We start from the raw sequence: 26,041 nt of genomic DNA, 5'->3' as shown, positions 1-26,041 counted from the left end.
CCCGCCGGAACGACAACCGGGAGGTCTACGACGCGAGCGGGTGACCGACGCGCTGGTCGACGCGTCGAGCGGAAGGCATCTCACCGTCGTCAGCGCGCCGAGTGGCTACGGCAAGACCACTGCGGTCGCCGAATGGGCTTCTGGCAGTGTCGGTGTCGACTGGCTCGCGCTCACCGCGGCCGATGCCGACGCGGGTGTGCTGGCGCAGGGAGTGGTCGATGCGCTGATCGTCGGCGGCGAGCGGGCGGGCCGGCCCCGCTTCCTCACCCGGGGTCCTGCTGACCCGCTGCGTGCCTACGCCGAGATCTGCGATGGTCTCGATGGCATCGACGGGATCGTGCATCTCGTCGTGGACGACGCCCAGCGTGCGGGCGAGCACTGGCGCGACGGTCTGCTCGGGATGCTCGCCGAGCAGCCGCCGGACAACCTGCGCCTCGTGCTGGTCGGAACGACTCTGCTCGACATCACCCTGTCGCGTGAGCGTGTGACGGATCCCGGGGCGTTCGTCGGCGCCGACCTGCTCCGCTTCACCCGGGCCGAGATCGATCAGCTCGAGGGTGTCGGCGCGGATGGTCTCGACGCCGAGACGATTCTGCAGGAGACCCACGGGTGGCCCATCGCCGTCAAGCTCATGGCGATCGGCGGTGCCCGCCCGTCGTCGGATGCGACGACCGCGTCGGCGTTCCTGGGCGACTACGTGCGTGACCATGTGCTGAGCGCTCTTCCCCGTGAGACCGTCGAGTTCGTGCTCGACGCCGCCATCTGCCGCGAGCTCACACCCGAGCTCGCTGCCGCGGCGACGGGGCGCGCCGACGCAGGCTCGATGCTCGACGAGTGCGTGAGGCTCGGACTGTTCCTCGATCGGTTCGACAGCCCGCAGGGGCTCGTGTACCGCTGGCACGGATCGTTTGCACGTCAGTGCGTCGAGATCGCGCGCAAGGATCCTCGTCGATTCTCTGAGGTTCACGGCCGCATGGCGCGGTTCCTGGAGGCGAGCGACCCGCTGGCATCGGTCTCGCACTCCCTGCTCGCAGAACAGCCGACCCAGGCGAGGGTCACGTTCATGAGGCAGTGGATGCGCCTGGTCATGGGGGCGTGCGCGGCAGAGGTCGAGCGGGTCTCCACCGCTCTCCTGGGGCATTTCCCTGACGACGCCGAGATCCTCGCGGTGCGGGCCTGCGCGACGGATGTGCTGGGGGAGCACCACCTCGCCCGTGAGCTTCTCGACCGCGCCGAGGCGACGCACTCGAGTGCGGGGGAGGATGCTCCACGACCCTCGCGATCGCACAGCTGTTCGTCGCCGATGACCGTGAGCACGCCATGTCGGCGGCCGCCACTCTGCGCTCCCTGCTGACGACATCCGACGCGCTCCTGGGCGATCGCGCAGCGGTCAACTATCTGATCGGCTGGTCGGAGATCCGCTATCCCACCAATCCGACGCTGCCCACCGAGTACTTCGCGGCCGCGGCCAGAGAGATCGAGGCATCGGGCGACATCGGACTGTGGAAGCGATCACTCGGGCACCTCGCCTTCGGACAGACCTGGGCCGGGCGCTTCAGAGATGCTGCGACAGTGCTGGCGCGCATCGATGCGCCGGGCGCCACGCTGCGGGCCGGTGTCGGATACGCGGGGGGCAGCACCGCCGCTGCGGCCGGATTCGTCTCATACTGGGCGGGGGAGACCGGTGAGGCGGTGCGGCAGTTCGAGTCCGTGCTCCTCGGCGGCGGGCACGATCCCTCCTTCACGGCGATCGCCCGCATGATGCTGGCGTATTCCGCCGCGGAGGGAGCCGACACCGCCGCGTGCCGGCGAGCGGCGATCGGCATCCAGGACATCCCCCTCGAGACGCTGCACGGTGTCGCCTGGCCGGTGTTCCGTGAGTCCGCCATCGCGTTGCTCGAGGAGGCGGTGGGCAACGGCGAACGTGCTCTGCGAATCGCCCGTCGACATCTGCCGATCCCGGATCTCCCCGTCATCGGCGTCGCGCTCGCCGGAGTGCTCCGGAGGGGAGGCGACTACGCCGCGGCGCTGGAGATGCTGCGGGCGATGCGGATCTTCGCCGAGGTGTCGTACGTCAAGTCATCGACCCTGATCACTGCTGCGGTGATGCGTCGCCATGCAGGCGATCACGACACGGCTCACGACCTCTGCGAGGCGGCGGTCGCCGTCGCATCGGGCGAGAACATCCGTCTGCCGTTCGGGCACCGCGAGACCGCTGTGCGGCGGCTGCTGAGCGAACACGTGCACCATGGCACCGAGTTCGAGGACTTCATCGGGCGATGCCTCGCGTCGGATGCCGTCGGGGCGCTCGCCGAATCCTTGTCGGATCGGGAGAAAGACGTGTTCCGACAGCTGCAGACCTCTCGGACCCTGCCCGAGGTGGCGCGCGAGTTGGGCCTCTCGATCAACACGGTGAAGACCCACCAGCGGTCGATCTATCGCAAGCTGGGGGTGTCGTCGCGGCGCGAGGCCGTACGAACCACGTTGTGACGGAACCCGCGTCAGCGTCGACGGCGCGCGCGGTCCCAGACGGCGTTGGCTTGCGGGGCCGATACGGCGAAGGTGTCGATCAGCGGGTGCCCGAGTCTCGCCAGGTCTGTGGACAGGCGGGTGAACCACATCGGCTCCACCAGCACGACAGCTGCCCACGAATCGAGCGGAAGGTCCATCGCGATGCGGCGAGCATCGTCGGTGCCGATGAGTCCTGGCACCTGGAGCGACAGTCCGGCGAGTGCGAACTCCGCCTCGTCCACCTCCGTCAGGTCGTATCCCTTGGCTGTGCGGCGGTGCAGGAGGAAGAAGTCCAGAAGATGAAGCGTGCTGCCCTCGACCTGACGCAACAGCGATTCGAGCAGCGCAGGACTGGGGCGGTCGGTGCCGATCCTCACGACGAGGATCTGCACATCCCCGAGTTCGCGAGGCATCGCTCCGACCACCCCAGTCACAGTCGTCAGGCCAGGGCCCGCGCCTTGATGGACGCGAACTCCGCCTCGGTGATCGTTCCGGACGCCAGAAGCTTGGCGGCCTTGTCGATCTCGTCGCTCGGACTGCTGCCTGCGACGCTGCGGATGTAGCTGTCCGCCGCATGCTGCTGCGCCTGCATCGACGACGCCGTCCTCTCGCCCATGCCCTTGCCGCGGGCGATCAGGTACACGAGCGCCGTGAGGAAGGGCACGAAGACGAGGAAGATGATCCACAGCGCCTTCAGCCATCCGTTCAGCGCGTGGTCGCGGAAGAGGTCGGCGACGATGTTGAAGAGCACCATCAGGTAGGAGATGAACACGAAAGCCCAGAAGAACCACCAGATGATGGCCCAGAAGCTATCCCATATGGACACAGCAGACTCCTCTCGTTGAGTTTTGTCCCTGGTGATATTGGCACCGCGGATCGTCGAATTCGTCGGCACCTCACCCGGACGGGGCGAGCTGACACCGCGTGCCATGCTGACGTCTCGCTACAGTCCCCGCATGGACGAGACGCGTGTGCCGGATCCGCCGACGGAGGCGCCGACTCCATCGAGGTGGGGAAGCCTGTGGCGTGTGCTTCCGGCTCATCCGCTCCGTTCCGGTTTCGTGGTCACACTCGGCGTTGTCCTCGCCCTCGCGCTCGCGGCGACGATCGCGGGCATCTCGACGGTGCTGATGTCGATCTTCCTCGGCGCCTTTCTCGCTTTGGGCCTCGACCCAGCGGTACGGGCACTGGAGCGTCGCGGCGTGCGTAGGCCGATCGGCGTCGCGATCGTCGCGGTCGCGTTCCTCCTCCTCGTCGTCGTCATCCTGATCGTCGTCGTACCCGCGACCGTTCGGCAGCTCGCAGCAGTGGTGGCGAGCGCCCCGGAGACGGTCGAATCGATGCAGCAGAGCGAGTGGTACCTCGATCTCGAGCGCAGTCTCGGAGTCGATCTGTCGGCCGTCATCGCGGAGGGGCTCGCATCGCTCACGACCCTGTCGTCGTTCCTGACCATCTCTGGCGGAGTCCTCAAAGCAGGCTTCGGCGTCATCGGAGCGGTGTCGAGCTTCGTGATGGTCGCGGTGCTCACGCTCTACTTCGTCGCCTCTCTCGAGAGCATCAAGGAGTCGGCCGCTCGGCTCGTGCCCGCCTACCGGAGGGACACCTTCTCGAGACTGCTCGACGAGGTGACCTCGTCTGTGGGCGCAGTGGTGGCCGGAGGAGTGACGCTGTCGTCCATCAATGCGGCCGTGGTGCTCGTCCTCCAGCTCGCCGTCGGTTCGCCCGCTCCCGTGGTGCTGGCCATCGTCGCGTTCTTCGTCACGCTCGTGCCGATGATCGGTTCGCTGGTCTTTCTCGTGATCGGAGGAGTGGCGACTCTCTTCGTCAGCCCGATCGCCGCATTGATCTTCGTCATCGCGTATTTCGCCTACATCCAGATCGAGGCCTACATCGTCACACCGAGGGTGATGGGCCGAGCGGCCGCGGTGCCGAGCGTGCTCGTGATCATCGGCGCGATGATCGGCGCGACGCTGCTGGGCCTCCTCGGCGCGCTGGTCGCGATCCCGATCACGGCGTCGATCCTGATCGTCATCCGTCAGGTGTGGATACCGCGCCGAGACAGCGAGACCGCGGCGCCGCTGGAGTGATCAGCGCGCTTCACCCGCTTGGGGTGAGCGGCGACGTACGCCCCGCAGCGCCGATGCCAGCATGGGCACATCGTCCCGCAGATGAGGGCGCGAGCACGGAGGTGACGAGGTGCAGAGACCGCTGGCCGGCGTCACTCGCCACAATCTCGTGCGTGAACTGCTCGCCGGTGTCACGCTTCTCGCGATCGCCATCCCGCTGAACATCGGCTATGCGCAGATCGCAGGCTTGCCTCCGACCGCCGGACTCTACGCCCTCGTGGTGCCGACGATCGTCTATGTGCTCGTCGTGTCCTCCAGACAGCTCGTGGCTTCACCGGATGCGGCAGCGGCTGCGCTGGTCGCATCGTCGATCGGCGGGCTCGCCGCGGCCGGGTCCGATGACTACGCCACCATGGCTCTCGCGCAGGCGATCATCTGCGGCGTCATGTTCGTGCTGCTCGCCGTCTTCAAACTGGGGTTCCTCGCGAACTTCCTCTCGAAGCCGATCCTGGTCGGGTTCGTCGGTGGCCTCGCTCTCGACATCCTCGTCTCGCAGATCGCCAAGATGCTCGGTGTCTCGATCGATTCCGGTGGAGAGTTCGTCGACAAGGTGGCCGGGCTCATCGGCGGACTCGCAACCACGAATCCGTGGTCGCTCGCGATCTCCGTGGCCTCCGTGGCCGTGCTCGTCTTCGGACGACGCCTGCTGAGCGCGGTGCCCTGGGCGCTCGTCGTGATGGTGGTCGCCACAGTGCTGGTGCTCGCCACCGGTCTCGCCGATCGCGGCGTCGCCGTTCTCGGCGAAGTGCCCGCTGGAGCGCCGACGCTGACCTGGCCCATGCTCGACTGGCAGACCTGGCTGCTGCTCGTGCCGTCTGCGATGGCGCTGACCCTCGTGACGACGGCCGAGGGGCTGCTGGTCTCCCGCTCGTACGGCGAGAAGAGGCATTACCGCACGTCGCCCAATCGCGACCTGCTCGCGTTCGGGGTCGCGAACATCGCCGCGGGTGCGCAGGGCAGCTTCGCCGTGGGGTCGTCGACCAGCCGCACCGCCGCGATGGATCAGTCGGGCTCGCGCACACAGCTGCCCTCGCTGGTGCTCGCCGCCGGCACCCTGCTGCTCCTGCTGTTCGGCACCGGGCTCCTCGAGGACATCCCGTCGCCGGCCATCGGGGCCATCGTCGGGGTGGCGATCCTCCCGCTGCTGGGCATCAAGGAGTTCGCTGCCCTCTGGCGGATCGATCGCTTCGAGTTCGCCATCGGTGCCGTGTGCTTCCTCGTGACCCTGTTCGTGGGGTCGATCCCCGGCATCCTGATCGCCTTCGTGCTCGCTCTCATCAACCTGGCGCGCCGCGCGTCGAGCCCGGCCATCGACGTGCTCGCCGACGACGATCGGCCCACGGCATCGCTGCTCGACGCCGCCCAGCCGGGCGCGATGACAGCACCGGGGATCGTCGTCGTACGCATGGCGGCGCCGCTCTTCTTCGCGAACGCGGATGCCTTCGCGACTGCGGTGCGCTCGGCCGTCGAAGCCCCGGGACCGGGAGCCGTGAGACACCTCGTCATCGACATGGAAGCGGTCACCGACGCCGACGTGACGGCGGCGGAATCGTTCGAGAGCCTCATGGAATCCATGCGATCCCACGACGTGACCGTGTCGTTCAGTCGTCTGCGCGCCTCGGCCGAAGATCGCCTCACGAGGCTGGGGATCCTCGACGACCAGAGGGTCTTCGACACCAATCGTGCGGCGATCGAAGAGCTCAGCGAGCGCGCACCGTCAGAGAGAGGAACACGAGATGAATGATTTCCGCTACGGACCCGTGGAGTACTACCTCGTCGGGTTCGAGGGGAGGCATCCGGATCCGAGCATCTTCGGAGCACTGGACGACCTCATGAGCGCGGGGACGGTGCGGTTGCTCGACATCGTCGTCCTCGCCAAGTCCGACGACGGCGAGATCGAGATCTTCGACCTTGAAGAAGGAGATCTTCCCGGCCTCAACGAACTCGAGCCGCTCGCAGCCGGACTGGCCGGCGACGAGGACATCGAGATGCTCGCCGAGACCGTGCCCCCGGGGAGCTCGGCTGCCATCGTCGTGCTCGAGCTCGCGTTCGCGCGGACGCTGGCCGAGAAGCTCGCGACGGCGGGGGACAGGTGCTGCGGACCGACCGCGTCCCCGCTCCCGTCGTGAACGCCATGATGGACATCCTCGAACAGGAAGGAGAGTGACATGCCTCTGAGAAGATTCGGCCGTCCGGGACTCATCGGACTCGCCGCGAGAACAGCAGTGGTGGCGGGGACCGCATCCGCGGTGTCCGGAGCATCGATGCGTCACCAGCAGCAGAAGGCGGAAGGGCAGTACGAGCAGCAGCAGTACGAAGCCGCTCAGCAGCAGGCGCAGATCGATGCGGCCGCACAGAGTGCCGCTGCGCAGTATGCGGCGCCCGCACCTGCCGCGCCTGCACCCGCAGCGGCCCCCGGCGGGGACGACCTGATCGCCAAGCTCCAGCAGCTCGCGTCGCTGCATGATTCCGGTGTGCTCTCGGATGACGAGTTCGCCGCTGCGAAACAGAAGCTGTTGAGCTAGAGGATCCGGACCGAGGAGAGCATTCATGGGCCAGGTGATCGGGCAGCTGCTGCCGCTCGCGGTGGGCATCGCCATCAGCCCGTTGCCGGTGATCGCCGGCATCCTGATGCTGATGTCTCCTCGTGCGCGCTCGACGGGAGTCGGGTTTCTCGTCGGATGGCTCGGGGGGATCGTGATCGTGGCCGTGCTCTTCGTGGCGCTCTCATCGATCCTTCCCGACCAGTCCGACGACGGCGCCTCGCCGATCCTCGGTGTGGTGCAGCTCGTTCTCGGTGTGCTGATGCTGCTCATGGCGGCGCGCCAATGGCGCGGACGGCCGAAGCCGGGCGCACATCCCGAGATGCCCAAGTGGATGGCGCAGATCGACGGGATGACGTTCTTCGCGGCGCTCGGCCTCGGGCTGCTGCTCGCCGCGCTCAACCCGAAGAATCTGCTGCTGGGGGCGAGCGCCGGCGTCACTCTGGGCAGCGCGGGGATAGGCGTCGGCGACATGGTCATCGTCGTGGTGATCTACACGGTGCTCGCGTCGTCGACCGTATTGATCCCGGTGGTCGGGTATCTGGTCGCATCCGACAGGCTGAGGACGCCGCTCGGACGGATGCGGGACTGGCTGCAGGCAGAGAACGCGGTGATCATGACCGTTCTCCTGCTCGTGCTGGGCGTCGTCATCATCGGTAAGGGCATCGCCGCGTTCGGGTGAGCGATGCGACACGGAGGAGGCTCGGATGAGTGAACTGGATGAGCTCCGCGAACGCCTGGCGGCGCTCGAGCGAGAGAACGACGAACTCCGCACGGTGAAGACGCGGCGATTCCGAGGGAAGAGCGTCGTCGGCGCGATCCTCCTCGTGCTGGCGGTGGTCCTCGCGCCGGTCGCGGCGATGGGAACGTGGGCTCGGCTGCAGCTGGTCGACACCGAGCGATTCGTCGCGACGTTCGCGCCGCTCGCGTCCGACCCCGACGTTCAGGATTTCGTCGCCGACCAGGTGACCGCTGCGATAGATGAACAGGTCGACATCTCGGCGGTGGTCGGCGAGGTGTTCGACGGGATCCGGTCTCTGGGGCTTCCACCCCGGGCCGACACGGCGCTCACCCTGCTCGAGGGACCCGCTGCGAACGGCGCGATCTCGCTCATCGACGGCGTCGTGAACGACGTGGTGCGTTCCGACCAGTTCGCCGACATCTGGACGCAGTCTCTGCGGTTCACGCATGAACGAGCCACGGCCATCCTGCAGAACGATCCCGGAACGGCCGTGCAGCTCGGTGACGACGGCGCGGTCACGATCGAGCTCGGCGTCGTGATCGACCGCGTCAAGGAGGCGATGTCTGAGCGGGGCATCGGCCTGGCCGAGGTCATCCCCGAGATCGACAGATCGATTCCGATCGCCCAGGCGGATGCCCTCGTGCTGGTGCGCACGGTCTACCGGGTCGCGGACATCGGCGGCTTCTGGCTGCCCTGGCTCGTGCTGGGCCTGCTCATCGCCGGCGTGCTGCTGATGCGCGATCGTCCGCGGGCGCTCTTCTGGACGAGCGCCGGCTTCGCACTCGTGTTCCTGCTTCTCACGGCGGGGATGGGGATCGGTCGCGGCGTGTTCATCCGCGCCGTGAGCCCTTCGATCATGCCGGCCGCGGCCGCGACCGCGCTGTTCGAACAGCTGACCTCTCTGCTCGCGGGGACGATCGCCGCCCTCGCGCTCGTCGGCGTGCTCGTCGCGATCTGGGCGTGGCTTGCGGGGTCCGGTCGAACGGCCGTCGCCTTCAGAGGGCTGGTCGAGAGCGGGTTCTCGGCCATACGAAGAGCGGCGGAGCGACGAGGGGTGACGACGGGCGCGTTCGGCCGCGGCGTCGATCGCTTCAGCGGGCCGATCTTCATCGTCGGTGTGCTGGTGGTGATGGCTCTGCTGATCGCATCCAGGCCGGTCTCCTTCGGGGCTGTCGTCGGAGCGGGAGTGAGCCTGCTCGTCCTCGCGATCCTCGTCGAGCTGCTGCGACGACCGCAGGAACAGGAAGAGCACGCGGCGCCTGCACAGCAACCGGGATCGGATGAGGTGGCCGAGCCGGACAGGGCACCGGAGGCGGTGAGCTAGAGCGGATCCGCGGCGGTCAGGGGCGGGGCGCCCGGGTTGTCGGTGACGACGGCATCCAGGCCTGCTGCCTCCAACGCTGCCGACACAGTGGCCACAGAGTCGGAGAGCACCTCGACGCCGTGCAGCGGGTGATGCCAGAACCGCACCTCGAGAACCCACCGGGTCGGGGACACCGACCCGACGAGCACGGTGACGTGCTCGCGCGAGTGCACCCCCTGCACGGTCGCGGTCGTCTCGGTCAGCAGCGCGATGACCTCGTCGAGCTGATGATCGGGCGTGCGAGCGATCCGCACCTGCACGGTGCTTCGACGCGCGCCGTGGCGAGAGTCGTTGATCAGCACCTCGGAGAGCAGGGTCGCGTTGGGCACATGGGCCGTGCGGCCGTCGGAAGTGGTCATGATGACCGAGCGGCCGGTGAGCTCGATGACGATGCCGCGGACCGGTCCCTCCGGCCCCTCGACGCTGATCTCCTCTCCGAGCTTGAGAGGCTGGCGAGACTGGATCAGCACCCCCGCCGCGAAGTTGTCGGCGACACCGCGCAGGATGAGGATGAGCACGACCACGGCGATCGCCGTCATCGCGAGCAGCGGCTGCACGTTCGCGCCCAGGAAGGCCAGGCCCACGCCGATTCCGACGAGCAGCAGCATGTACTGGGTGAATCGGGCGGCGAGCTGTGCGACCGAGTCGGTGATTCCCGGGGTGCGCGCGGCGAGCTTCAGCACGCCCTTACGCGCGAAATGCGAGGCCAGCCAGCCGATGAGGACCGCCAGGATGGCCATCACGACCTGCAAGGTCGTGATGCCACCGGGGAAGAGGTCGTCGATGCTCACCGGTGCACCACACACGGCGATGCGGCGATGCTGCTCCGTCTCATGAGTTCAGGGTGCCGCAGACATGCTCGTCCGCAGCGCGTCGGTCACCCGTGGCGGGTGAGCATTCGCGCATTCGTTCGCGATTCGCGTCGAAGATGGGCGCATGACGGACGATTCGACACCTGAACGCACGAGAGCCACACGGATCCTCGACGTCGTCACGGTCGTGCTGCTCTCGGTCACCGCGGTCATCACCGCGTGGTGCGGCTTCGAGGCGTCGAAGTGGGGCGGCGAGATGTCGATCGCCTTCAGCCAGGCGTCGAGCGCGCGGGTGCAGGCGGCGTCGGCGGAGTCGACAGCGCAGGCCGCTCGGCAGTACGACCTCACGATCTACACGGAGTGGGTGCTGGCGGAGGCGGACGGCAGGCAGGAGCTGGTGCATTTCATCGAACAACGTTTCAGTCCCGAGTTCGCGGTCGCCTTCGATGCGTGGAACGCCGAAGACCGGTCAGCTCAGGGACCGTTCGTGATGGAGGAGTACGTGCCCCCGGGCACGACAGAGGCGGAAGAACTCAATGCGCGGGCGGATGCGAAGTTCGAGGAGGCTCTCGCCAACAATCAGCGCGGGGACGACTACTCCCTGCTGACGGTGCTGTTCGCACTGGTGTTGTTCTTCGCCGCGTTGTCGCAGCACCAGAGCGCAGTGTGGCGTCGCAGGACCTTCCTCGCACTGAGCGGTGTGATAGCCCTCGTCGGGTTCGTGATCCTGCTGACCTTCCCGATCAAGATCTGATCCCGGGCTCTGCACATGACGAGGGCGGAGATGCGACAGCGCTGGCTGCGCTATCGGCGTCGATTCGGCTCACGACGTACCATCCTCAGCGATCTGAAGGCCGGAATCGTCTTGGGCGTCGAGAGCGTGCCGGACGGTCTCGCGTCGGGGCTGCTCGCCGGGGTGAACCCCGTGATGGGTCTGAACGCCTACATCGTCGGGACCTTCGCCGGCGCGCTCGCGACAGGATCCGTCTTCATGTCGGTGCAGGCGACAGGGGCGATGGCGGTGATCATCGCCGATGTGCCCGAGGTGCATGGCGACGACGGCATGGGGGCGATGGCGATGCTGACCGTCATGGCCGGCATCGTGATGCTGGTGCTCGGCATCGCGCGGCTGGGCAGTCTCGTCCGCTTCATCCCGACCGCCGTGCTGATCGGGTTCGTCAATGCGGTCGCCGTCAACATCGTGCTCAGCCAGCTGGAGAACTTCACGGGGTTCGACAGCGATGCCGACGCTCGCCTGCTCAGGGTGGTCGACATCGTCGCCAATGTGCTGCAGATCAGCTGGTGGTCGGTCCTGGTCGGCGCTGTGACGATCGGATTGATCCTCGTGCTCGAGCGGACTCCGCTCGGTGCCCTATCGATGGTCGTCGCGATCGTCGTCGGATCCGTGCTCGCCGTGGTGATGCCCGACGGCGCGGTCGCGACGATCGCAGACGTGGCGGATGCAGGCCGCAGTCTTCCTTCGCTCTCGCTGCCCGATCTGTCGACGTTCTTCGTCCTCATCGTCCCCGCGCTGTCGCTGGCGCTTGTCGGTCTCGTGCAGGGAGCGGCCATCTCCGGATCCATGCCGAACCCGGACGGACGATATCCCGACGCCTCCGCGGACTTCCGCGGACAGGGCATCGCGAACATCGCGACCGGAATGCTCCAGGGCATCCCGGTCGGGGGGTCGATGTCGGCGACGGCCCTCTCGCGCGCGGCCGGTGCCCAGAGCGCCGCAGGCAACCTCATCGCCGCGGTCGTGATGGTGCTCAGCATGATCCTGCTCGGACCGCTCATCGGGTACATCGCGATGCCGGCGCTCGCGGGCCTGCTGATCCTGGTCGGGGTGAGAACGGTCAAGCCGCACCAGATCATCATGGTGTTCAAGACAGGCGCCGTGCAGATCGCGGTGTTCCTCGTCACCTTCGCTCTCACGCTCCTGATCCCTCTGCAGTACGCCGTGCTCGCCGGGGTCGGGCTCGCCGTCGTGCTGCAGATCGCTCGGCAGTCGAATCGCGTGCGGGTGCGGCGGTGGGTCTTCGACGAGCCGAACGGGCGTCCGATCGAGCAGGATCCGCCGGCGACCCTCGAGCCCGGCGACACAGTCGTGCTGACCCCCTACGGCAGTCTCTTCTTCGCCTCGGCGCCCTCGTTCCGACAGCAGCTGCCGGATGCCGAGCACAGCAGCCCCGGAGCATTCGTGATTATCCGTCTTCGTGGCACAGACGAGCTCGGGGTCACCTTCCTCACGATGATCCGCACCTATGCGCAGGAGCTCGCGGCGGCCGGCGCCACCCTGATGGTCGCGGGAGTCGGACCCCGTGTGCAGGCGCAGCTCGCGTCGACGGGCGTGCGCGCCGTCGTCGGCGAGGAGAACATCTTCGTCGAGCAACCCCGACTCGGCGATGCGCTGCAGGACGCGCTCGCCGAGGTGTCGCGCCGCCGACTCGACGATGCAGGACGACCCGAGGAGGTCTAGTCCGTCGCGGTGAATGCCTCGTCGACGCTCGTGTGCACGCGGCCCTCGGCGATCATCCGCTGATACCACTCCGTCTTGACCGCCACCGAGGTGGCGCGCTCCGGAAGCGCGGCGATGTGCAGGGCGATCCCCATCGACGACAGTTCACGATCGAGGTCCTCGAGCGTGTCGAGCACCGTGATGGTGACGATGTCGAGGCGCAGGGCATCGAGGATCACCACCTGGATCGGCTCCGGCCGGCTGCTCGCGATCTCGATGATGGCCCGCTCGCACGCGAGAGCGTTGGCGGTGTAGAGACCGCGCACGGTGTGGATCGCAATGCGTCCGTCGCGTTCTCCGACGATGTCGAGCTTCGGGATGTTGAGCTCTCGGAGCACGAGGATGAGCGTCAGCGCCACACCGGCGGCCACCGCAGCCAGCAGCCCGACGGTCAGACCGAGCACAGCCACGAGGAGGGCGATCCAGAAGTCCGTCGGGCTGATGCGTGCCCACCGCACGAGCATCGGGATGTCGATGAGTCCGGCCACCGCGAGGAAGACCATCGCGGCGAGAGTCGCCTGGGGGAGCAGCGAGACGACCGGGCCGAGGAACAGGGCCACCACGAGCGCGAGCGCGACCGTGACGAGAGTGGCCAACTGGGTCTTCGCGCCGGCATCCCGGTTGACGGCGCTCTGCGAGAATCCGCCGGCTGCGGGGAGCACGGTGAAGAAGGTACCGGCGAGGTTCGCAGCTCCCACGGCCACGAGCTCCTGGTCGGCGTCGATCGCGGGCTCGGTCATGCGCCGCATGCTGCGTGCGACGGCGGCGGTCTCGAGGAACACCATCACCGCGATCGCGAGGGCGCCGGGCAGGAGCGCCCCGATCTGGGTGAGGTCGGGGAGGCCGGGCGTCGGCAGTCCCGAGGGGACGGGGTCGATCAGTGCCACGCCTCTCTCATCGAGATCGGCGAGGGCGACCAGGATGATGCCGCCGACGACGACCACGAGTGTGCCCGGGATCCGGGGTGCGAACCGCTTCAGCACGAGGAGCACGATCAGGCTCCCGACCGAGAGAGCGACGGTGGGCAGGTTGATGCTCGCGGAGGCCGCGATTGCCGCCTCGATGGTGCGGAAGAACCCTTCTCCCGACACCTCGGAGGTCTCACCGAGAAGCTTGGGAAGCTGCCCCACGGCGACGGTTCCGCCGACGCCGATCTTCACCCCCAGGATGGTCGCCGCACTGATGTTCTCGACCAGTGACCCCCAACGCAGCATCCTCGCGCCCACCAGCAGCAGACCCACCAGCATCGCGAGGGTCATGAGGCTCCCGGCAGGATCCTCGGCACTCGACGCGACCGATGCCGACACCAGTGTCGTGGCCGTGAGGGTCGCGATGGTCGACGTGGTCGACACGCTCATCGCGCGGGAGCCACCGAGCAGCGCGTAGACGAGCATCGGGATGATGCAGGTGTAGAGGCCCACCTGAACGGGCAGATTCGCGATGGTCGCGTACGCCATCGCCTGCGGCACCACGACCGCGCCGGCGGCGAGGCCGGCGATGACGTCGGGCACGAGCCACTCCCGACGGTATCCCGCCATGCTCGGCAGGAGGGTACGCGGGGTGCGCCGGGTGACGTGGTCGCTCATGTGCTCATGCTGGCATCGGCGAGCAGAGCGCTCATCATGGTGTCACCCGCTGCGGGCGAGGGGCGCACGAGAGTCAGATCTCTTCCCGACCGTCATCGCGGTGCGTGATCCGCCGCACGCGATCTCCGATGTACGAGATGACGAGGGCCGAGGTGGTGCCCACGATCGCGATGCCGCCGATCATGAGACACACGGCATAGACGCGGCCGAGTGCCGTCACCGGATAGGTGTCGCCGTAGCCGACCGTGGCGATCGTGACGCATGCCCACCAGATCGCCGTGCCGAAGTCGACGATCGTCGCGTCGCGAGCGCCTCGCTCGACCTGCAGCGTGGCGAGAGAGATGAAGTAAACGAACAGCACGGTGTAGGCGAGGGCGAAGGTGATGATCTGGGCCCGGACCGCACTGCCGGTGCGGCGATGGAAATAGGGGAGTCCTCGGGCGAGCTCGACCACGCGGAACGCTCGGAACAGCGGTATGAGAACCGACAGAACCTCGACGGGATGGTGAACGAGGAAGGCCGTGCGCTCACCGGTGGGGGTGAGCACCACTCGCACGATGAGGTCGACGACCAGCGCGAGCCAGGTGATCGCGATCTCGACGGCGAGCATGATGCGTACCCAGGAGGGGAGTTCGGGCGCGAGCACGATCACGGAGTAGGCGACGATGAACCCGATGCCGAGCACGGTCAGGGGAACGGTCGCGGCCGACTCCCAGCGATCCAGCGCCGTCTCGGCATCCGCCGGGTCCGGGGCGGCGACGATCGGCCCGCTCATCCTGCCGGCTCCGGTCGCACCTGCGCGGGCGATACCTCCGGGAGCGTGTGGACCAGCATCTCGGGCGCGCGCGACACGAGGAGCCAGGTCGGAAGCACAGCGATGCACAGCACGGCGAGCACGGTGACGCTGCCGGTGACGGCCACGGCGATGAACAGCGCGATCCAGCCGTCACGGGCGATGGCGAGCACCATCCCGAGCACCCCACTGGCGATCGCGAGACTCACGGGGATGTCGGGGAGCACAGCGTTCGCCAGCACGCCGATCGCGGTTCCGATGAACACAGCGGGGAAGACCCGCCCGCCACGGAACCCGGCGGCCGCGGCGATCATCAGAGCGACCACCTTGACCGCGACGATGACGGCGAGCTCGGTGACGCTGTAGTCGGCTCGATTCTCTGTGATGGCGGCCGTCTGCTCGAGCCCCTTGAACAGGGTGATCGGACCGCCGATGATTCCGATCACGCCCAGCAGTGCACCGCCGAGCGTCACATACAGCACCGGATGCCGAAGCAGCCGGAACCCGCGGTGCAGCAGGGGGAACACGGCCGCAGCGCCGATGCCGATGGCAGCGGCGATGAGCGCGATGACGCTCGCGCTCAGCAGGTCGATCACAGCGACGGTGTCGTAGGCGGGAAGCGGCACCGCGAATTCCGGATGATGCAGCAGCGACATCGTCACGGCCCCTGCCCCGGCGGCGAGCAGCGGCAGGAACAGCTTGTCCCACAGCGCTCCGGTCGCCATCGAGCCGACGACCCCGGTGAAGACCAGTGCAGCGGCGACCGGCGTACCGAACAGCGCCCCGATCGTGCCGGCCGCGGTGACCAGCACGATGAGCTCGCGGGAGATGCCCGGCCACAGGCTGCCGAATGCGGCGACGAGGATGCCGGTGTTGATGGCGATGATGGGGCTCTCCGGTCCCAGGCTCACCCCGCCGGCGAGGGCGAGCACAGTCACCAGGGTCAGAGAGGGCAGCGCGGTCAGAGGCAGCGGCGGCGCGATGAGATCGGTCGTCGCCGAGTCGCGGCCGCCGTGCCCGGGGAGCAGCTGTATCGCCAGCCCGACCGCGAGTCCGGTGAGGGTCAGGACGGAGAGGATCCACCACGGTGAGTCCGGGGCGATGCCGGTGAGCGAGGGCAGCCCCGTCCACAGTGCTCTCTGGAGCACCGCCGCCAGCTCGTCGAGACCGAAGAGGATCAGCGCGGAGACGACGCCGATCAGCACGCAGGGCAGCGACAGGATGAGCAGGCGACGAAGGGTCCAGGGCGGCAGCTCCCTCGCGGCACCGGACATTCCGTCGGTCATCGCGGCCGCCTGACGCGCTCTGAGTACCGGGGGATGCGCCGGACCACGTGGGGAATCGATGTCTCGGGTGAAGGGCGGGCGCCGCGGTCTCCGGAGACCCATCGCAGCCAGAGTGTGTCGTCGCTGCCTTCGAGAAGCAGCGTGCGTGTCAGGAGCGTCAGCGGGACAGCGAGCAGAGCGCCGACCGGACCGATGATCACCGTCCAGAACACGACGGCGAAGAAGCTCAGAGTCACACTCAGGCCGACCGCATCGCTCACGAACGCGGGCTGGACGAAAACCTGCAGCACGACGTTCACGACGCAGTACACGGCGATGACGCCGAGCAGCAGCGGCCACCCGCCGACCGCGAGGGCGAGGATCGCCGGCGGCACGAGTCCGATGACGAAGCCGATGTTGGGGATGAAGTTCGTCACGAAGGCCAGCACGGCCCACAGCACGGGGGCAGGTACTTCGAGCCACCAGAGCGCGAGGCCGTCGATCGTGGCGACGACGGCGCCGAAGACGGTGTTCACCACGTAGTAGCGGCGGATGTTCGTGTTCAGTCGCGAGATCCTTGCGATCGTCTCGGCCTTGCGAGCGCCGAAGACGGTCGAGGCGCTCTGGTATCGCCCGGCATCCACCGCCATCACGACCACATAGGCGCAGACGAGGAAGAGAGCGACCGCGATGCCGAAGACCGCGCTGCCGAGGCCACCGGCGAGAGCGACGAGAGCGGGAACGACGGTGCGTGCGGCATCCTCGCCGTCAGCGCCTGGCACTCCCGCGCTCTGAGCGATCCAGCTGTCCACCTGCGACGCGACGTGCGTGAGGTCTCCGCCAGGTGAGAGATCGCCGAGTAACTGGGCGAACTGCACTCCCGCGAGCCAGACCAGCGCGCCCATCGCGAGCAGCACAGAATAGGCGAGCACGATGATCGCGGCCACGCCGAGGCTTCGCGGCCAGCCGCGCCGCACGAGCGCGGTGCTCGCCGGGCTGCAGATCACGACCACGACCAGCGCGACGGCGAGCGGAGCGATCACGTCTCGGAGCAGCCAGACTCCGACGAGTGCGACGGTCGCGCACGCCAGCACCACGAGGACGTGGGTTCCGGCGGTGCGCGTGGTGCTCACGGCACGTCTGCGGCTGATCCGGGGGACCCGGGGAACACCGTCTTCCAGTCGTCGCGAACGCTCACGACGAGGTATCCGGCATCGGATGCACCGGCGAGGGCCATCTCAGCTCCCGCGTCATACGGGGCATCCTCGCGGGAATCGTCGTCATGGTGGATCAGCAGGGCGAGACCGGGGCGGGGGCCACGGCGGGCGAAATCGAGCATCGGCATGTCGCCGTTGGAGTTGCCTGCCGCGAAGAGCGGTCGACGCCCGATGCGACTCCAGATCCGCACCGGCTTCTCGGGCCCGTCGTCGAAGAAGGCCAGAGACGGCGCATAGCGCACCACCGCCTTCTCGGCGTCGTAACCGAGGCCGAACGCCGAGCCGATCACGCGTTCCGGCGGAATGCCGTAATTGCTCTGCGTCATCGGCCGCATGAAGTCGCGCTCGCCGCCCGACACGATGTAGCACGTGAACCCATGCCGCTCGAGGTAGCGCAGCAGCTCGACCATCGGCTGATAGACCGCGTCGGCGTAGGGCCGCTGCAGCAGAGGGTGTGTCGCCGTGGCGAAGAACTCTGCGACCGACTCGGCGTACTTTTCGACGCTGACGCCGTCGGTCAGACCACCGAGGGCCTGAAGGATGACGCCCAGATCCGAGTCGTCGCCGGAGTAGTGCTTGTCGATGGCCGATCCGAGCCAGGCGAGGTCACCGGTCACGGCCGCACGATAGGGCTGTTTCTGGGCGAGGTCAGGGTCGAGCTCTGCGGCGACCCGCCACTGCTCGACGACGTAGTGGAGCTGAGTCGGCATCGGCTTCTCCGACCACAGCGTCCCGTCGTTGTCGAAGACGGCGATGCGCTCTTCCGGAGGCACGGAGTCGGGCCCGGCCACCACGGACGACACGAAGTCCTCGATGGCGGCGCGTGCGCCACCCTGACGCCATGATCGCAGCTCTTCCGACTCGTCCATCGCGATCTCGATCCTCTCGATACCCGTGCGCCTCGCGGCTCGTCCGACCGCCATCCTGACACCGCGCGGAGATGTCGGAGGCAGGCCAGTCACCCCCTTCGGGCGAGGGCGTGCCACGAGCACGTCGACGTCGGGAGGATCCCACCTCAGGGGCGGACGGGCGGGAGCATCCGATGCGACAGGGCGCGCACCGAGCCCAACCTGCGGCCGTGACGCAGGAACAGGCCGATCGCGGTCAGCCGCCGGCGCAGTCCCCACCAGGTCACCAGAGCGAGCGACTCGGAGACGATCGAGCCGCTCATCTTCGATTCACCGTGCACGCGCTCGACGAACGTGATGGGCACTTCCACGACGCGCAGACCGCGTTCCAGTGCCCGCCAGAGCAGATCGACCTGGAAGCAGTACCCCTGCGATGCGACGTGAGCGAGGTCGATGCGGCGCAGTGCCGCGGCGCTGAACACCCGGTAGCCGCCCGTCGAGTCGCGTACGTCGATACCCAGGGCGAGGCGGGCGTAGAGGTTTCCTCCTCGGCTCAGCACCTCGCGGTGGCGCGACCAGTTCACCACTCTGCCGCCGGGGACCCATCGTGATCCGAGCACGAGATCGTGGTCGATGAGCTGGTCGACGAGCTTGGGAAGCTCCTCCGGACGGTGCGAACCGTCGGCATCCATCTCGACGAGCGCCCAGTAGTCATGCTCGAGCCCCCAGGCGAAGCCGGCGAGGTAGGCGCCACCCAGCCCGTTCTTCTCGGTGCGGTGCAGGACGTTGACCTGTGCGTGACGCTCGGCGAGCGCGTCGGCCACCTCTCCCGTGCCGTCGGGGGACGAGTCGTCGACGATGAGGATGTCGGCGTCGGCTGATGCGAGGACTCGATCGACGATCGCCTCGATGTTCTCGATCTCGTTGAAGGTCGGGATGATGACGAGTGTCTCGTTCATGGTGGATCCTTTCGCCAGGGGTCAGCCGCGGAGTTCCGCGAAGACGATGAGGTTGTCGAGGTAATGGCCGGTGGAGGAGTCGAAGATTCCGCCGCAGGTGATCAGTCGCAGTTCCGGCGTGGGCACGTTGCTGTAGACCTCGTCGGTGGGGAACTCGGCCTTCGCGGATTGGGTCGTGCCGCTGACCACGAAGGTGAGCGCGGAATCGTCGGCCAGGGTGACGACGATCTCGTCTCCCGAGGCCAGCGCGCCGATGTCGGCGAAGACGGCGGGGGCCGTCGGGGAGTCGACGTGGCCGGCGATGATCGCGGGGCCCACCTGCCCGGGCGCGACGCCGCCGGCGTACCAGCCGGCGAGGTCGAAGTCGGCAGGGGCGGCGAGGCGTCCGCTCGCGTCGACCGCGAGGTTCTCCAACGTCGTGTCGACGCCTATCGCGGGGATCTGTACCCGGGTGGGGGGTGCGGCATCGGACGCCGGCTCCGGGATCGAAGGATCCTGCAGGCCACCGGCGGAGAACGCGTCACTCGACGGCGACGTCGCGGACGGTGAGGAGGCCGCGTCGGTCGTACCGCAGGCGCTCAGAAGCAGCGCGAGCGCGAGTGCTCCCGCGGCGATGACGGATCGGGTCGCGCTGCTCCTGGACATCAGGCGGCTCCCATCCCGCAACCGCCGAGGGCGTCGTCCGTGAGCATCGCCGTCGACAGCATGACCCACGCGGCCCCGTAGTACGTCGGAAACTCGGTCGCCAGGTCAGCGGCGCGTTCGAGGTCGGACGTGGCAGCGGTGTCGTCTCCCGAGGCCTGAGCGGACGCCGCCCGAGCGGTGAACCCCAGAGCGGATTGCTCGTCGATCAGCGCGCCACCGCCGAGATCGAGTCGTGCAGAGATGTCCGGCTCGCGGTCCAGCGTCGAGTACGGGAGTCCTGCGAGTGCGACGTCTCCCGGTGTGCACGACTCCGCGTAGCGAAGCAGGAGCCGGGGAGCGTCGAAGGCGTACTGCACAGGGTCCCCTTCTCCGAGGGGACCGGGCATCGGCTCGATCAGGCCGTCTGCGTGCACCTGCGCCCAGTCCGGCGGCAGATCGGTGGTGTTGAGGATCTCGCTCGTCACGGCCGCGCTCCCTGCCTGCAGCTCGGCCCATCGCGGATCTCCTGTCGCGGCGCCGAGCATCTCGAATGCGACGGGCGAGGCATAACTCGGGTTGTAGGCGTAGGGCTCGCGATCCGCAGCCCACAGCCCAGGGAGCAGGATGCGCCCGCGCTCGGTCACGACGGTGAGGCGATCGGCGATCACCGTGGCGAGCGCGACCCCGTCCGCGTGGAGGTCTTCTCGTCCGAATCGATCACCCGCGAGTACCAGGGCGCGGGCGGCGTCGAGATCGGCATCGGATGCCGGCTCGTCGTCGACGACCTCGCCGTCATCCCAACGCCAGGCCATCAGCCCGTCGGGGCGCACGAGTTCGTCCTGGGTCCACTCCCAGATCTCGTCGAATCTCTCCTCGTCCTCCGCTATCACCGCAGCGAACAAGCCGTATGCCTGCCCTTCGCTCACGGTGTCGCCGCCTTCGTCGTGCCGGACGACCCGGCCTTCTTCGACCCACGTGTCGAGGAAGGCGGTCGCCAGGTCAGGCGCGTCGAGATCAGGAGCCTCGGCGTCGGAAGGGGGGAGTGCTGTCGAGGTGGCTTCCGGCGCGGTTTCGGGCGGCGCATGGTCCGATGTGCTCAGCCCGACGGCGACCGCAGCGGTACCTGCGGTCACCAGCACGGCTCCCGCTGCGACGAGGATCAGCGTGTTGCGGCGCATCAGAGCACCCCGCCCATGAACCTCGCGCGCGTGATCGATGTCACCTCCGAGGAGGAGAGGTACCCGCCGCCGGTGTCGACGCCGCCGTCGGGGACGTCGCCCACGGATGCGCTGTCGAGGATGGGCAGGATGGTCAGTCCGCCGCTCGAGGTGTCGAGGACGAAGAGTGTGGTGACGCTGCCGGGGGTGACCGACACATCGGCGGTGTCCGCGACCCCGTCCCCGGCGAGGTCGAGTGTCCAGTCGCCTGCGGGGATCTCCGCATACCCGGTGGCTGACCCTGCTTTGGCATCCTGCGCGATGGCGTCGCCCTGTGCGGTCGTGACATCGACCTCGGGGGTGACCGTCGACGCCTGGATGAGTCGGATGCGCGCGGCGCCCGCGGCGGGCTCCGTCAGATCGTCGTCGAACGCGCGGACCTGAAGGTCCGCGGTGGGCCCGTAGGCGGCGACGGTCGTCGCGGTGCCGCTCTCGATCGTCACCGTCTCCGAGATCACGGGGACGCTCGATCCGGAGGCGCCGGCGGGGACCATGCTCACGGTGTAGCTACCAGCGGGAAGCTCCCGGTAGTCGGAGACGTCTCCGTACCCGACGCCGTCCAACTCGAACAGTGTGGATCCACCGCTGACCGCGGAGACGCGCACGTCGACGGACTTGGTGTCGGGCGAGAGATGGCCCAGACGCAGCCAGCCGGCTTGCTCGCTGACGGCGGCGGGCGCGGCAGCGCTCGCCGCGGGGTTCGTCGCGGCCGCTGCGGGCAGAGGCGCGGCGACGAGGACGAGCAGTGCCGTCGCACCGGTCGCCGTGGCGACGGTCAGGTGCGGGAATCGTGAAATCTTCATGATGTGCTCCTTCGATGGGGGTGGATCCGGTGATCGGTGGTGCGTGATTCAGGGCAGTGTCGGCTGCAGCGAGACGGGGTAGCGGAGGATGACGTCGTCGCCGTCGATCTCGACGGATGCGGGCGCGTAGACCCCCGTGAGTGAGCTGACGAGCGCCTCCGCATCGGGGCTGAGCTCGCCGTCGACGACGGTGGGCGATGCCGCGATCGCCGAGAGTGCGAGCTGGCGGAAGGTCCCGCCGTCCTCGCCGTCCACGATGGGGAACCCCGTGACGCTCACCGAGCCGGCGCCCGCGAGCGTCGCGAGAACGGCGATGATCCGTTCATCGACCTGCCCGGCCGCCAGGCGATCCCTGTCGGCGGTGCTCAGCTGCACCTCGGGGTTGGTGGCGAGCGCCGAGCCCAGGGTGGCGCGGTTCTCGGCAGCGGCCTCGAGCGATGCGGCCGCCTGCTCTGCGCCGTCGATCGTGACTCGTCGCACATCGACCGCCTGCGTGCCCTCGCCGAACGTGGCGACGACGACGGAGTTGTCGATGGCTTCCTGCACCTGCGGGAATGCTCCGGGGAACGTCCGCATCGAGTCGGTGGTGACGACGTAGTCGGCGTCACGCCATCCGTTGGGCGAGTCGGCTTGCACAGCGGGATCCGTGTCGAGCTTGTAGTACCAGATCACGTTGTCGCGATCCCAGCCGGCTTTGACGAGGTCGACCCACATCGCGTCGTCGACGATCACACGCTGATCGGTGGACGCGTTCTCGATGAGCCACTCCTGTGCATTGCGCAGCGGCGCGTCCAGATCGGCGAGCACGAATCCGCGCAGCTGCGTCGTCCACAGCGGCACCGCGACGATCGCACCGACCGCGGCCACGGCTACCGCGCCTGTGGCCAGGGGTCTGCGGCTCGCGCCTGTGCGACGGAGCCGGGCGATCGCGGAGTCGACGACCCCGGCGATCAGGAGCGCGCCGAACGGGATCAGCATGATCACGTACGGCACCGGCAGGTATCCGCCCGGGCGGAACATGAACGCCGTCATGGCCAGTACCAGAACCGCATACGGACGGAGGCGGGGCAGGAAGAGCGCCGCGCCTGCAGAGAGCAGGCTGAGGACGATGACGACGGGGTCGAGCTGCCACCACATACCGAGCGTGCGATTGATCAGCGAGTCGGGGTCGGTGATCGAGCCGCTGCCCTCGCGCGAGCCGAGCTGGAAGGTGATGCCCTCGATGAGGCTCACTCGTCCGGCTCCGCTGAACAGCTCGCCCTTGACCGCTGCGAGCAGCAGATAGCTGCCCCCGATCAGGACGAGGATGCTGGCCGCGACCGAGAGCGTGTAGCGGCGGGTCTCCCTCCGTGCCGACCGCACCATCACCCAGATCAGGAGCGGCAGGGCGAGCAGGAACGTCTCCTTGGTCAGCACCGAGATGCCGAACGCCACAGCGGAGCCGGCGAAGGCAGCGAGCTGGCCGCGCCGGTTGGTCGCGAGGAAGAATGCGAGCAGCAGCCACGGCACTGCGATGTTGTCGAGATAGACGGTGCGGTGGAACTGCACGGCGAGGGGCGAGAGGGCGAACAGGAGGCCGGTGGCTGCGGCGGCCCCGCGAGACATCCCGAGTCGCCGGGCGAGCGCCCACAGCAGAGCCACCGAGATGAGGGCCGCGACCAGCACGGCCTCTCGCCCGGCGAGCACCGCGATGTCCCAGCGCTCGAACGCCCCGGTGAGCTGGGTGTATCCGGCGATCTGCAACCAGCCCAGCGGCGGGTGGTCGTACCAGTACGTGTAGTGGGCGAGTTCGCCGAGGTGGGTGACCGCCCAGGCCTGTGCGGTGTAGGTGCCTTCGTCGTCGATCCGCTGCGGGGCTCCGCCCACGTTGAGGAAGTTGACGACGGCGCTCACGGCCAGCACCGGGACGAGCCAGAAGAGGTCACGGGCGTGTGCACGCATCCAGCCGCTGAGGCGGCTGAGGACTCCCCGGCCGCGGTCGGATCCTTCTGCTTCCGCCGACGGCATGGCCCGATCGGTCGGATCCGCCTGCACGGGCTTATCGAGTGTCGTGGTCACGCTGCCACCTCCTGGGGGATCCGCACGGAGGCTGCGCCTGTGGGCATCGACTCCTCATCGCGATGGGCGCCGGTGTGCTCGGTCTTCTCCCAGCCGCGCTCGCCGCGGAACTCGCGGAAGACCGCGCGGATCGCCGCTCCCGCCAGGAGAACCTGGAAGGGGATGGTCCCGAGCACCAGTCTGATGTAGTCGATCACCCGCACCTTCTGCCCGTACAGCCTGCCGAACTCGCCGAGTCCGGCGATCTCGACGGCGACCGTGACGATCGTCGGTGCGAGGGGGATGAACGTCAGCAGTGCGACGATCGTGGGCACCTTCACCACGAGGATGAGGAACACCGAGAGCGGGATCAGCAACCCCGTCGCCGCCTGCAGGAACGGCATCGCGAGCATGTATCGGGCGAAGAGGCGCTGTCCGCGGGTGGGGAGCGCACGCCATTCACCCTTGCGCAGCACCTGGAGGAAGCCCTGGTTCCAGCGCGTGCGCTGCTTGTAGAACGACTTCAGCGTGCCGGGCGTCTCCTCGCGGGTGACGTACTCAGGACTGTAGGCCACGACGACCTTCTCTCCCTGGCTCGAGAGACGCACTCCCAGTTCGCAGTCCTCGGCGAGGCACTCCGCATCCCACCCGTGGTTGTACTCGAGGGCATCGCGCTTCACGAACACGGTGTTGCCACCGAGCGGGATGAACTTCGCTCCTGCGTGGAAATGGAGGCGGGACCGGAACCAGAAGTAGTACTCGAGCACGTTGCGCAGCGACCACCAGGTGCTGCGGAAGTTCATCAGCTGCACGCCGCCCTGCACGACCGTGGCTCCCGTCTCGGTGAAGCGCGAGTCGATGTGACGCAGGAGCTCGGGGTGCACCTCATCTTCGGCGTCGAACACGCCGACGATCGAGCCGGCGGCGTAGGGCAGCGCCCGGTTCAGCGCCTTGGGCTTGTTCTTGGGCACGCTGTCGTCGACGACGACCTCGATGCGATCGGGATGCCGTGCGGCTGCCGCACGCACCACCGCGGTGGTACCGGGATCGTCGTCTCCCACGATCGCGATGATCTGCACGTCAGGGTGCGTCTGGGCGGCCAGCGCGTCGAGCGTCTGCCCCATCACCTCCTCTTCGTGCCGTCCGGGCACGAGGAGAGTGAAGGTGTGCTGCGGAGCACGGGGCTCCTTCGAGAAGGCTGTGCTGTCGTAGGTGCTCTTGGAGCGCCAGGCGTAGAGCATCCACCAGAGGGTCGTCACGGCGATCACCGTCAGGGCGAGGGCCACGAGGATCAGGCCGGAGTACCCGACGACCGAGGCCCAGTCGACATCGCCCGCGTTCTGCTGCGCCTCGATGAGTCCGGGGTCGAGGACCTCGCGGTTGGGCACGCCCTGCGGGGCCGGCGCCTGATCGGGCGAGGGCGTCAGGAGCGGCCCCGGAGCGGGGTCGCTCTCGAGACGGCGAGGGATGAGTGACGAGAGGTAGATCACGATGTTGCCTCCTGAGGAGCGCGGAACACGAGGAATCGGTACGTGAAGTACCGGAAGAGGGTGCCCAGGACGAGCCCGATGACGTTTCCCGAGATGTTGTCGGCGAGGGGCGAGGTGAATCCGAGCATGTAGTGCGAGACGAACAGGCATCCGGATGCGATGAGCAGACCGCCGCCGTTCGCGAGGATGAACAGCGCGAGTTCCTTCGCGACCGCCGGCCGTCGGGTCGTGCGGAAGGTGACGTAGCGATGGCCGAGCCAGGCGACACCGGTGGCGACGGCCACCGAGATCACCTTCGCCCAGATGACCTGGTCGGGCATCACGGTGGCCCGGAGCAGGTTGTACCCGCCGACGTCGACGACGAAGGCGATGATCCCGACACCGCCGAAAGTGGCGAGCTGGGGGGCGGCCTCTCGCACCGCGGTGACGAGGCGAGACAGCAGGAGCGATGGCGCGGAGGGGGTGAGCGTCATACAGCCGGTTCGGAGGCCTCCCGCGGTGCGGATTGGATTATTTCGCCCGACCGAGAAATCGCTCTCGGACCATCACGACGCCTCGCTGGAGAACCGTCGACGCTTCGACTCGGA

25 protein-coding genes are annotated in these 26,041 nt (G+C 68.1%); 10 read left to right on the top strand and 15 right to left on the bottom strand.

Features of this window, described 5'->3' with window-relative positions; all coding sequences use genetic code 11:
- The first annotated feature begins 40 nt into the window (after nt 1-40).
- A complete protein-coding gene (locus ACZZZN_RS08725; RefSeq protein ID WP_463504766.1) occupies nt 41-1,354 on the top strand; it encodes a MalT transcriptional regulator family protein in 1,314 nt (437 codons plus the stop codon).
- Nucleotides 1,321-2,490 (top strand): helix-turn-helix transcriptional regulator, encoded by a 1,170-nt coding sequence (locus tag ACZZZN_RS08720; RefSeq protein ID WP_463504765.1) that lies wholly within the window; start codon nt 1,321-1,323, stop codon nt 2,488-2,490. The genes ACZZZN_RS08725 and ACZZZN_RS08720 overlap by 34 nt, the downstream gene beginning before the upstream one ends.
- A gap of 11 nt (nt 2,491-2,501) precedes the next feature.
- Here the strand turns inward: ACZZZN_RS08720 and ACZZZN_RS08715 are convergent, their stop codons facing one another.
- On the bottom strand, nt 2,502-2,924 hold the full coding sequence (locus tag ACZZZN_RS08715) for a DUF6325 family protein (RefSeq protein ID WP_463504764.1): 423 nt from the start codon (nt 2,922-2,924) through the stop codon (nt 2,502-2,504).
- A gap of 26 nt (nt 2,925-2,950) precedes the next feature.
- Nucleotides 2,951-3,337, bottom strand: a complete 387-nt coding sequence (locus ACZZZN_RS08710) for an SHOCT domain-containing protein (protein WP_463504763.1) — start codon at nt 3,335-3,337, stop codon at nt 2,951-2,953.
- Nucleotides 3,338-3,467: 130 nt separating this feature from the next.
- Between ACZZZN_RS08710 and ACZZZN_RS08705 the strand changes: the two genes are divergently transcribed.
- The 6 genes from ACZZZN_RS08705 to ACZZZN_RS08680 all read left to right on the top strand — a co-directional run bounded on the left by ACZZZN_RS08705 (nt 3,468) and on the right by ACZZZN_RS08680 (nt 9,246).
- Nucleotides 3,468-4,598, top strand: coding sequence for an AI-2E family transporter (locus ACZZZN_RS08705; protein ID WP_463504762.1), 1,131 nt, complete (start codon nt 3,468-3,470; stop codon nt 4,596-4,598).
- Between the two features lie 109 nt (nt 4,599-4,707).
- The gene (locus ACZZZN_RS08700) at nt 4,708-6,381 is read left to right on the top strand and encodes a SulP family inorganic anion transporter (protein WP_463504761.1); all 1,674 of its coding nucleotides are present in this window, start codon (nt 4,708-4,710) and stop codon (nt 6,379-6,381) included.
- Nucleotides 6,374-6,766, top strand: a complete 393-nt coding sequence (locus tag ACZZZN_RS08695; protein WP_463504760.1) for a DUF6325 family protein — start codon at nt 6,374-6,376, stop codon at nt 6,764-6,766. Before ACZZZN_RS08700 ends, ACZZZN_RS08695 begins: the two co-directional genes overlap by 8 nt.
- Nucleotides 6,767-6,805: 39 nt before the next feature.
- The gene (locus ACZZZN_RS08690) at nt 6,806-7,162 is read left to right on the top strand and encodes an SHOCT domain-containing protein (protein WP_463504759.1); all 357 of its coding nucleotides are present in this window, start codon (nt 6,806-6,808) and stop codon (nt 7,160-7,162) included.
- A gap of 25 nt (nt 7,163-7,187) precedes the next feature.
- Complete coding sequence (locus ACZZZN_RS08685) at nt 7,188-7,862, top strand: GAP family protein (protein WP_463504758.1); 675 nt, start codon at nt 7,188-7,190, stop codon at nt 7,860-7,862.
- A gap of 25 nt (nt 7,863-7,887) precedes the next feature.
- Nucleotides 7,888-9,246 (top strand): coiled-coil domain-containing protein, encoded by a 1,359-nt coding sequence (locus ACZZZN_RS08680; RefSeq protein ID WP_463504757.1) that lies wholly within the window; start codon nt 7,888-7,890, stop codon nt 9,244-9,246.
- Here the strand turns inward: ACZZZN_RS08680 and ACZZZN_RS08675 are convergent.
- On the bottom strand, nt 9,243-10,076 hold the full coding sequence (locus ACZZZN_RS08675; protein ID WP_463504756.1) for a mechanosensitive ion channel family protein: 834 nt from the start codon (nt 10,074-10,076) through the stop codon (nt 9,243-9,245). The genes ACZZZN_RS08680 and ACZZZN_RS08675 overlap by 4 nt on opposite strands.
- A 145-nt stretch (nt 10,077-10,221) precedes the next feature.
- Between ACZZZN_RS08675 and ACZZZN_RS08670 the strand changes: the two genes are divergently transcribed.
- Nucleotides 10,222-10,851, top strand: a complete 630-nt coding sequence (locus ACZZZN_RS08670) for a hypothetical protein (protein WP_463504755.1) — start codon at nt 10,222-10,224, stop codon at nt 10,849-10,851.
- Nucleotides 10,852-10,866: 15 nt separating this feature from the next.
- Entirely contained in the window at nt 10,867-12,576 is a 1,710-nt protein-coding gene (locus tag ACZZZN_RS08665) for a SulP family inorganic anion transporter (protein WP_463504754.1), read from the top strand.
- Here the strand turns inward: ACZZZN_RS08665 and ACZZZN_RS08660 are convergent.
- The 12 genes from ACZZZN_RS08660 to ACZZZN_RS08605 form a co-directional block, all read right to left on the bottom strand.
- A complete protein-coding gene (locus ACZZZN_RS08660; RefSeq protein ID WP_463504753.1) occupies nt 12,573-14,201 on the bottom strand; it encodes a SulP family inorganic anion transporter in 1,629 nt (542 codons plus the stop codon). The two genes, ACZZZN_RS08665 and ACZZZN_RS08660, sit on opposite strands and share 4 nt — an antisense overlap.
- A 73-nt stretch (nt 14,202-14,274) precedes the next feature.
- Nucleotides 14,275-14,976, bottom strand: a complete 702-nt coding sequence (locus ACZZZN_RS08655) for a potassium channel family protein (protein WP_463504752.1) — start codon at nt 14,974-14,976, stop codon at nt 14,275-14,277.
- On the bottom strand, nt 14,973-16,280 hold the full coding sequence (locus ACZZZN_RS08650) for an ion channel protein (RefSeq protein WP_463504751.1): 1,308 nt from the start codon (nt 16,278-16,280) through the stop codon (nt 14,973-14,975). The genes ACZZZN_RS08655 and ACZZZN_RS08650 overlap by 4 nt, the downstream gene beginning before the upstream one ends.
- Nucleotides 16,277-17,392 carry an AI-2E family transporter gene (locus tag ACZZZN_RS08645; RefSeq protein ID WP_463504750.1) on the bottom strand — a complete coding sequence of 372 codons (1,116 nt, stop codon included), beginning with the start codon at nt 17,390-17,392 and terminating at the stop codon, nt 16,277-16,279. The genes ACZZZN_RS08650 and ACZZZN_RS08645 overlap by 4 nt, the downstream gene beginning before the upstream one ends.
- Nucleotides 17,389-18,399: an HAD family hydrolase gene (locus ACZZZN_RS08640; protein WP_463504749.1), complete on the bottom strand. Its 1,011-nt coding sequence runs from the start codon at nt 18,397-18,399 to the stop codon at nt 17,389-17,391. Before ACZZZN_RS08640 ends, ACZZZN_RS08645 begins: the two co-directional genes overlap by 4 nt.
- Before the next feature lie 92 nt (nt 18,400-18,491).
- Nucleotides 18,492-19,283: a polyprenol monophosphomannose synthase gene (locus ACZZZN_RS08635; protein WP_463504748.1), complete on the bottom strand. Its 792-nt coding sequence runs from the start codon at nt 19,281-19,283 to the stop codon at nt 18,492-18,494.
- Between the two features lie 21 nt (nt 19,284-19,304).
- The gene (locus tag ACZZZN_RS08630) at nt 19,305-19,928 is read right to left on the bottom strand and encodes a class F sortase (protein WP_463504747.1); all 624 of its coding nucleotides are present in this window, start codon (nt 19,926-19,928) and stop codon (nt 19,305-19,307) included.
- Nucleotides 19,928-21,085, bottom strand: coding sequence for a glycosyl hydrolase family 8 (locus ACZZZN_RS08625; RefSeq protein WP_463504746.1), 1,158 nt, complete (start codon nt 21,083-21,085; stop codon nt 19,928-19,930). The genes ACZZZN_RS08630 and ACZZZN_RS08625 overlap by 1 nt, the downstream gene beginning before the upstream one ends.
- On the bottom strand, nt 21,085-21,927 hold the full coding sequence (locus tag ACZZZN_RS08620) for a DUF4397 domain-containing protein (RefSeq protein ID WP_463504745.1): 843 nt from the start codon (nt 21,925-21,927) through the stop codon (nt 21,085-21,087). Before ACZZZN_RS08620 ends, ACZZZN_RS08625 begins: the two co-directional genes overlap by 1 nt.
- Before the next feature lie 48 nt (nt 21,928-21,975).
- Nucleotides 21,976-23,985, bottom strand: coding sequence for an ArnT family glycosyltransferase (locus ACZZZN_RS08615; RefSeq protein ID WP_463504744.1), 2,010 nt, complete (start codon nt 23,983-23,985; stop codon nt 21,976-21,978).
- A complete protein-coding gene (locus ACZZZN_RS08610; protein WP_463504743.1) occupies nt 23,982-25,454 on the bottom strand; it encodes a glycosyltransferase in 1,473 nt (490 codons plus the stop codon). The genes ACZZZN_RS08615 and ACZZZN_RS08610 overlap by 4 nt, the downstream gene beginning before the upstream one ends.
- The gene (locus tag ACZZZN_RS08605) at nt 25,451-25,927 is read right to left on the bottom strand and encodes a GtrA family protein (protein WP_463504742.1); all 477 of its coding nucleotides are present in this window, start codon (nt 25,925-25,927) and stop codon (nt 25,451-25,453) included. The genes ACZZZN_RS08610 and ACZZZN_RS08605 overlap by 4 nt, the downstream gene beginning before the upstream one ends.
- Between the last annotated feature and the right edge of the window lie 114 nt (nt 25,928-26,041).

The organism is Microbacterium sp. AC145 (genome assembly GCF_979258505.1).
The sequence above is the reverse complement of the archived record's forward strand: the minus strand, read 5'-3'. Positions and strand labels throughout refer to the sequence as shown.

Coding starts and splice junctions, on each gene's coding strand:
- ACZZZN_RS08605 (WP_463504742.1), bottom strand. CDS start 25,927: ATGACGCTCACCCCCTCCGCGCCATCGCTCCTGCTGTCTCGCCTCGTC.
- ACZZZN_RS08635 (WP_463504748.1), bottom strand. CDS start 19,283: ATGAACGAGACACTCGTCATCATCCCGACCTTCAACGAGATCGAGAAC.
- ACZZZN_RS08660 (WP_463504753.1), bottom strand. CDS start 14,201: ATGAGCGACCACGTCACCCGGCGCACCCCGCGTACCCTCCTGCCGAGC.
- ACZZZN_RS08655 (WP_463504752.1), bottom strand. CDS start 14,976: ATGAGCGGGCCGATCGTCGCCGCCCCGGACCCGGCGGATGCCGAGACG.
- ACZZZN_RS08670 (WP_463504755.1), top strand. CDS start 10,222: ATGACGGACGATTCGACACCTGAACGCACGAGAGCCACACGGATCCTC.
- ACZZZN_RS08720 (WP_463504765.1), top strand. CDS start 1,321: ATGTCGGCGGCCGCCACTCTGCGCTCCCTGCTGACGACATCCGACGCG.
- ACZZZN_RS08625 (WP_463504746.1), bottom strand. CDS start 21,085: ATGCGCCGCAACACGCTGATCCTCGTCGCAGCGGGAGCCGTGCTGGTG.
- ACZZZN_RS08685 (WP_463504758.1), top strand. CDS start 7,188: ATGGGCCAGGTGATCGGGCAGCTGCTGCCGCTCGCGGTGGGCATCGCC.
- ACZZZN_RS08690 (WP_463504759.1), top strand. CDS start 6,806: ATGCCTCTGAGAAGATTCGGCCGTCCGGGACTCATCGGACTCGCCGCG.
- ACZZZN_RS08680 (WP_463504757.1), top strand. CDS start 7,888: ATGAGTGAACTGGATGAGCTCCGCGAACGCCTGGCGGCGCTCGAGCGA.
- ACZZZN_RS08705 (WP_463504762.1), top strand. CDS start 3,468: ATGGACGAGACGCGTGTGCCGGATCCGCCGACGGAGGCGCCGACTCCA.
- ACZZZN_RS08630 (WP_463504747.1), bottom strand. CDS start 19,928: ATGTCCAGGAGCAGCGCGACCCGATCCGTCATCGCCGCGGGAGCACTC.
- ACZZZN_RS08715 (WP_463504764.1), bottom strand. CDS start 2,924: ATGCCTCGCGAACTCGGGGATGTGCAGATCCTCGTCGTGAGGATCGGC.
- ACZZZN_RS08665 (WP_463504754.1), top strand. CDS start 10,867: ATGACGAGGGCGGAGATGCGACAGCGCTGGCTGCGCTATCGGCGTCGA.
- ACZZZN_RS08650 (WP_463504751.1), bottom strand. CDS start 16,280: ATGACCGACGGAATGTCCGGTGCCGCGAGGGAGCTGCCGCCCTGGACC.
- ACZZZN_RS08620 (WP_463504745.1), bottom strand. CDS start 21,927: ATGAAGATTTCACGATTCCCGCACCTGACCGTCGCCACGGCGACCGGT.
- ACZZZN_RS08695 (WP_463504760.1), top strand. CDS start 6,374: ATGAATGATTTCCGCTACGGACCCGTGGAGTACTACCTCGTCGGGTTC.
- ACZZZN_RS08640 (WP_463504749.1), bottom strand. CDS start 18,399: ATGGCGGTCGGACGAGCCGCGAGGCGCACGGGTATCGAGAGGATCGAG.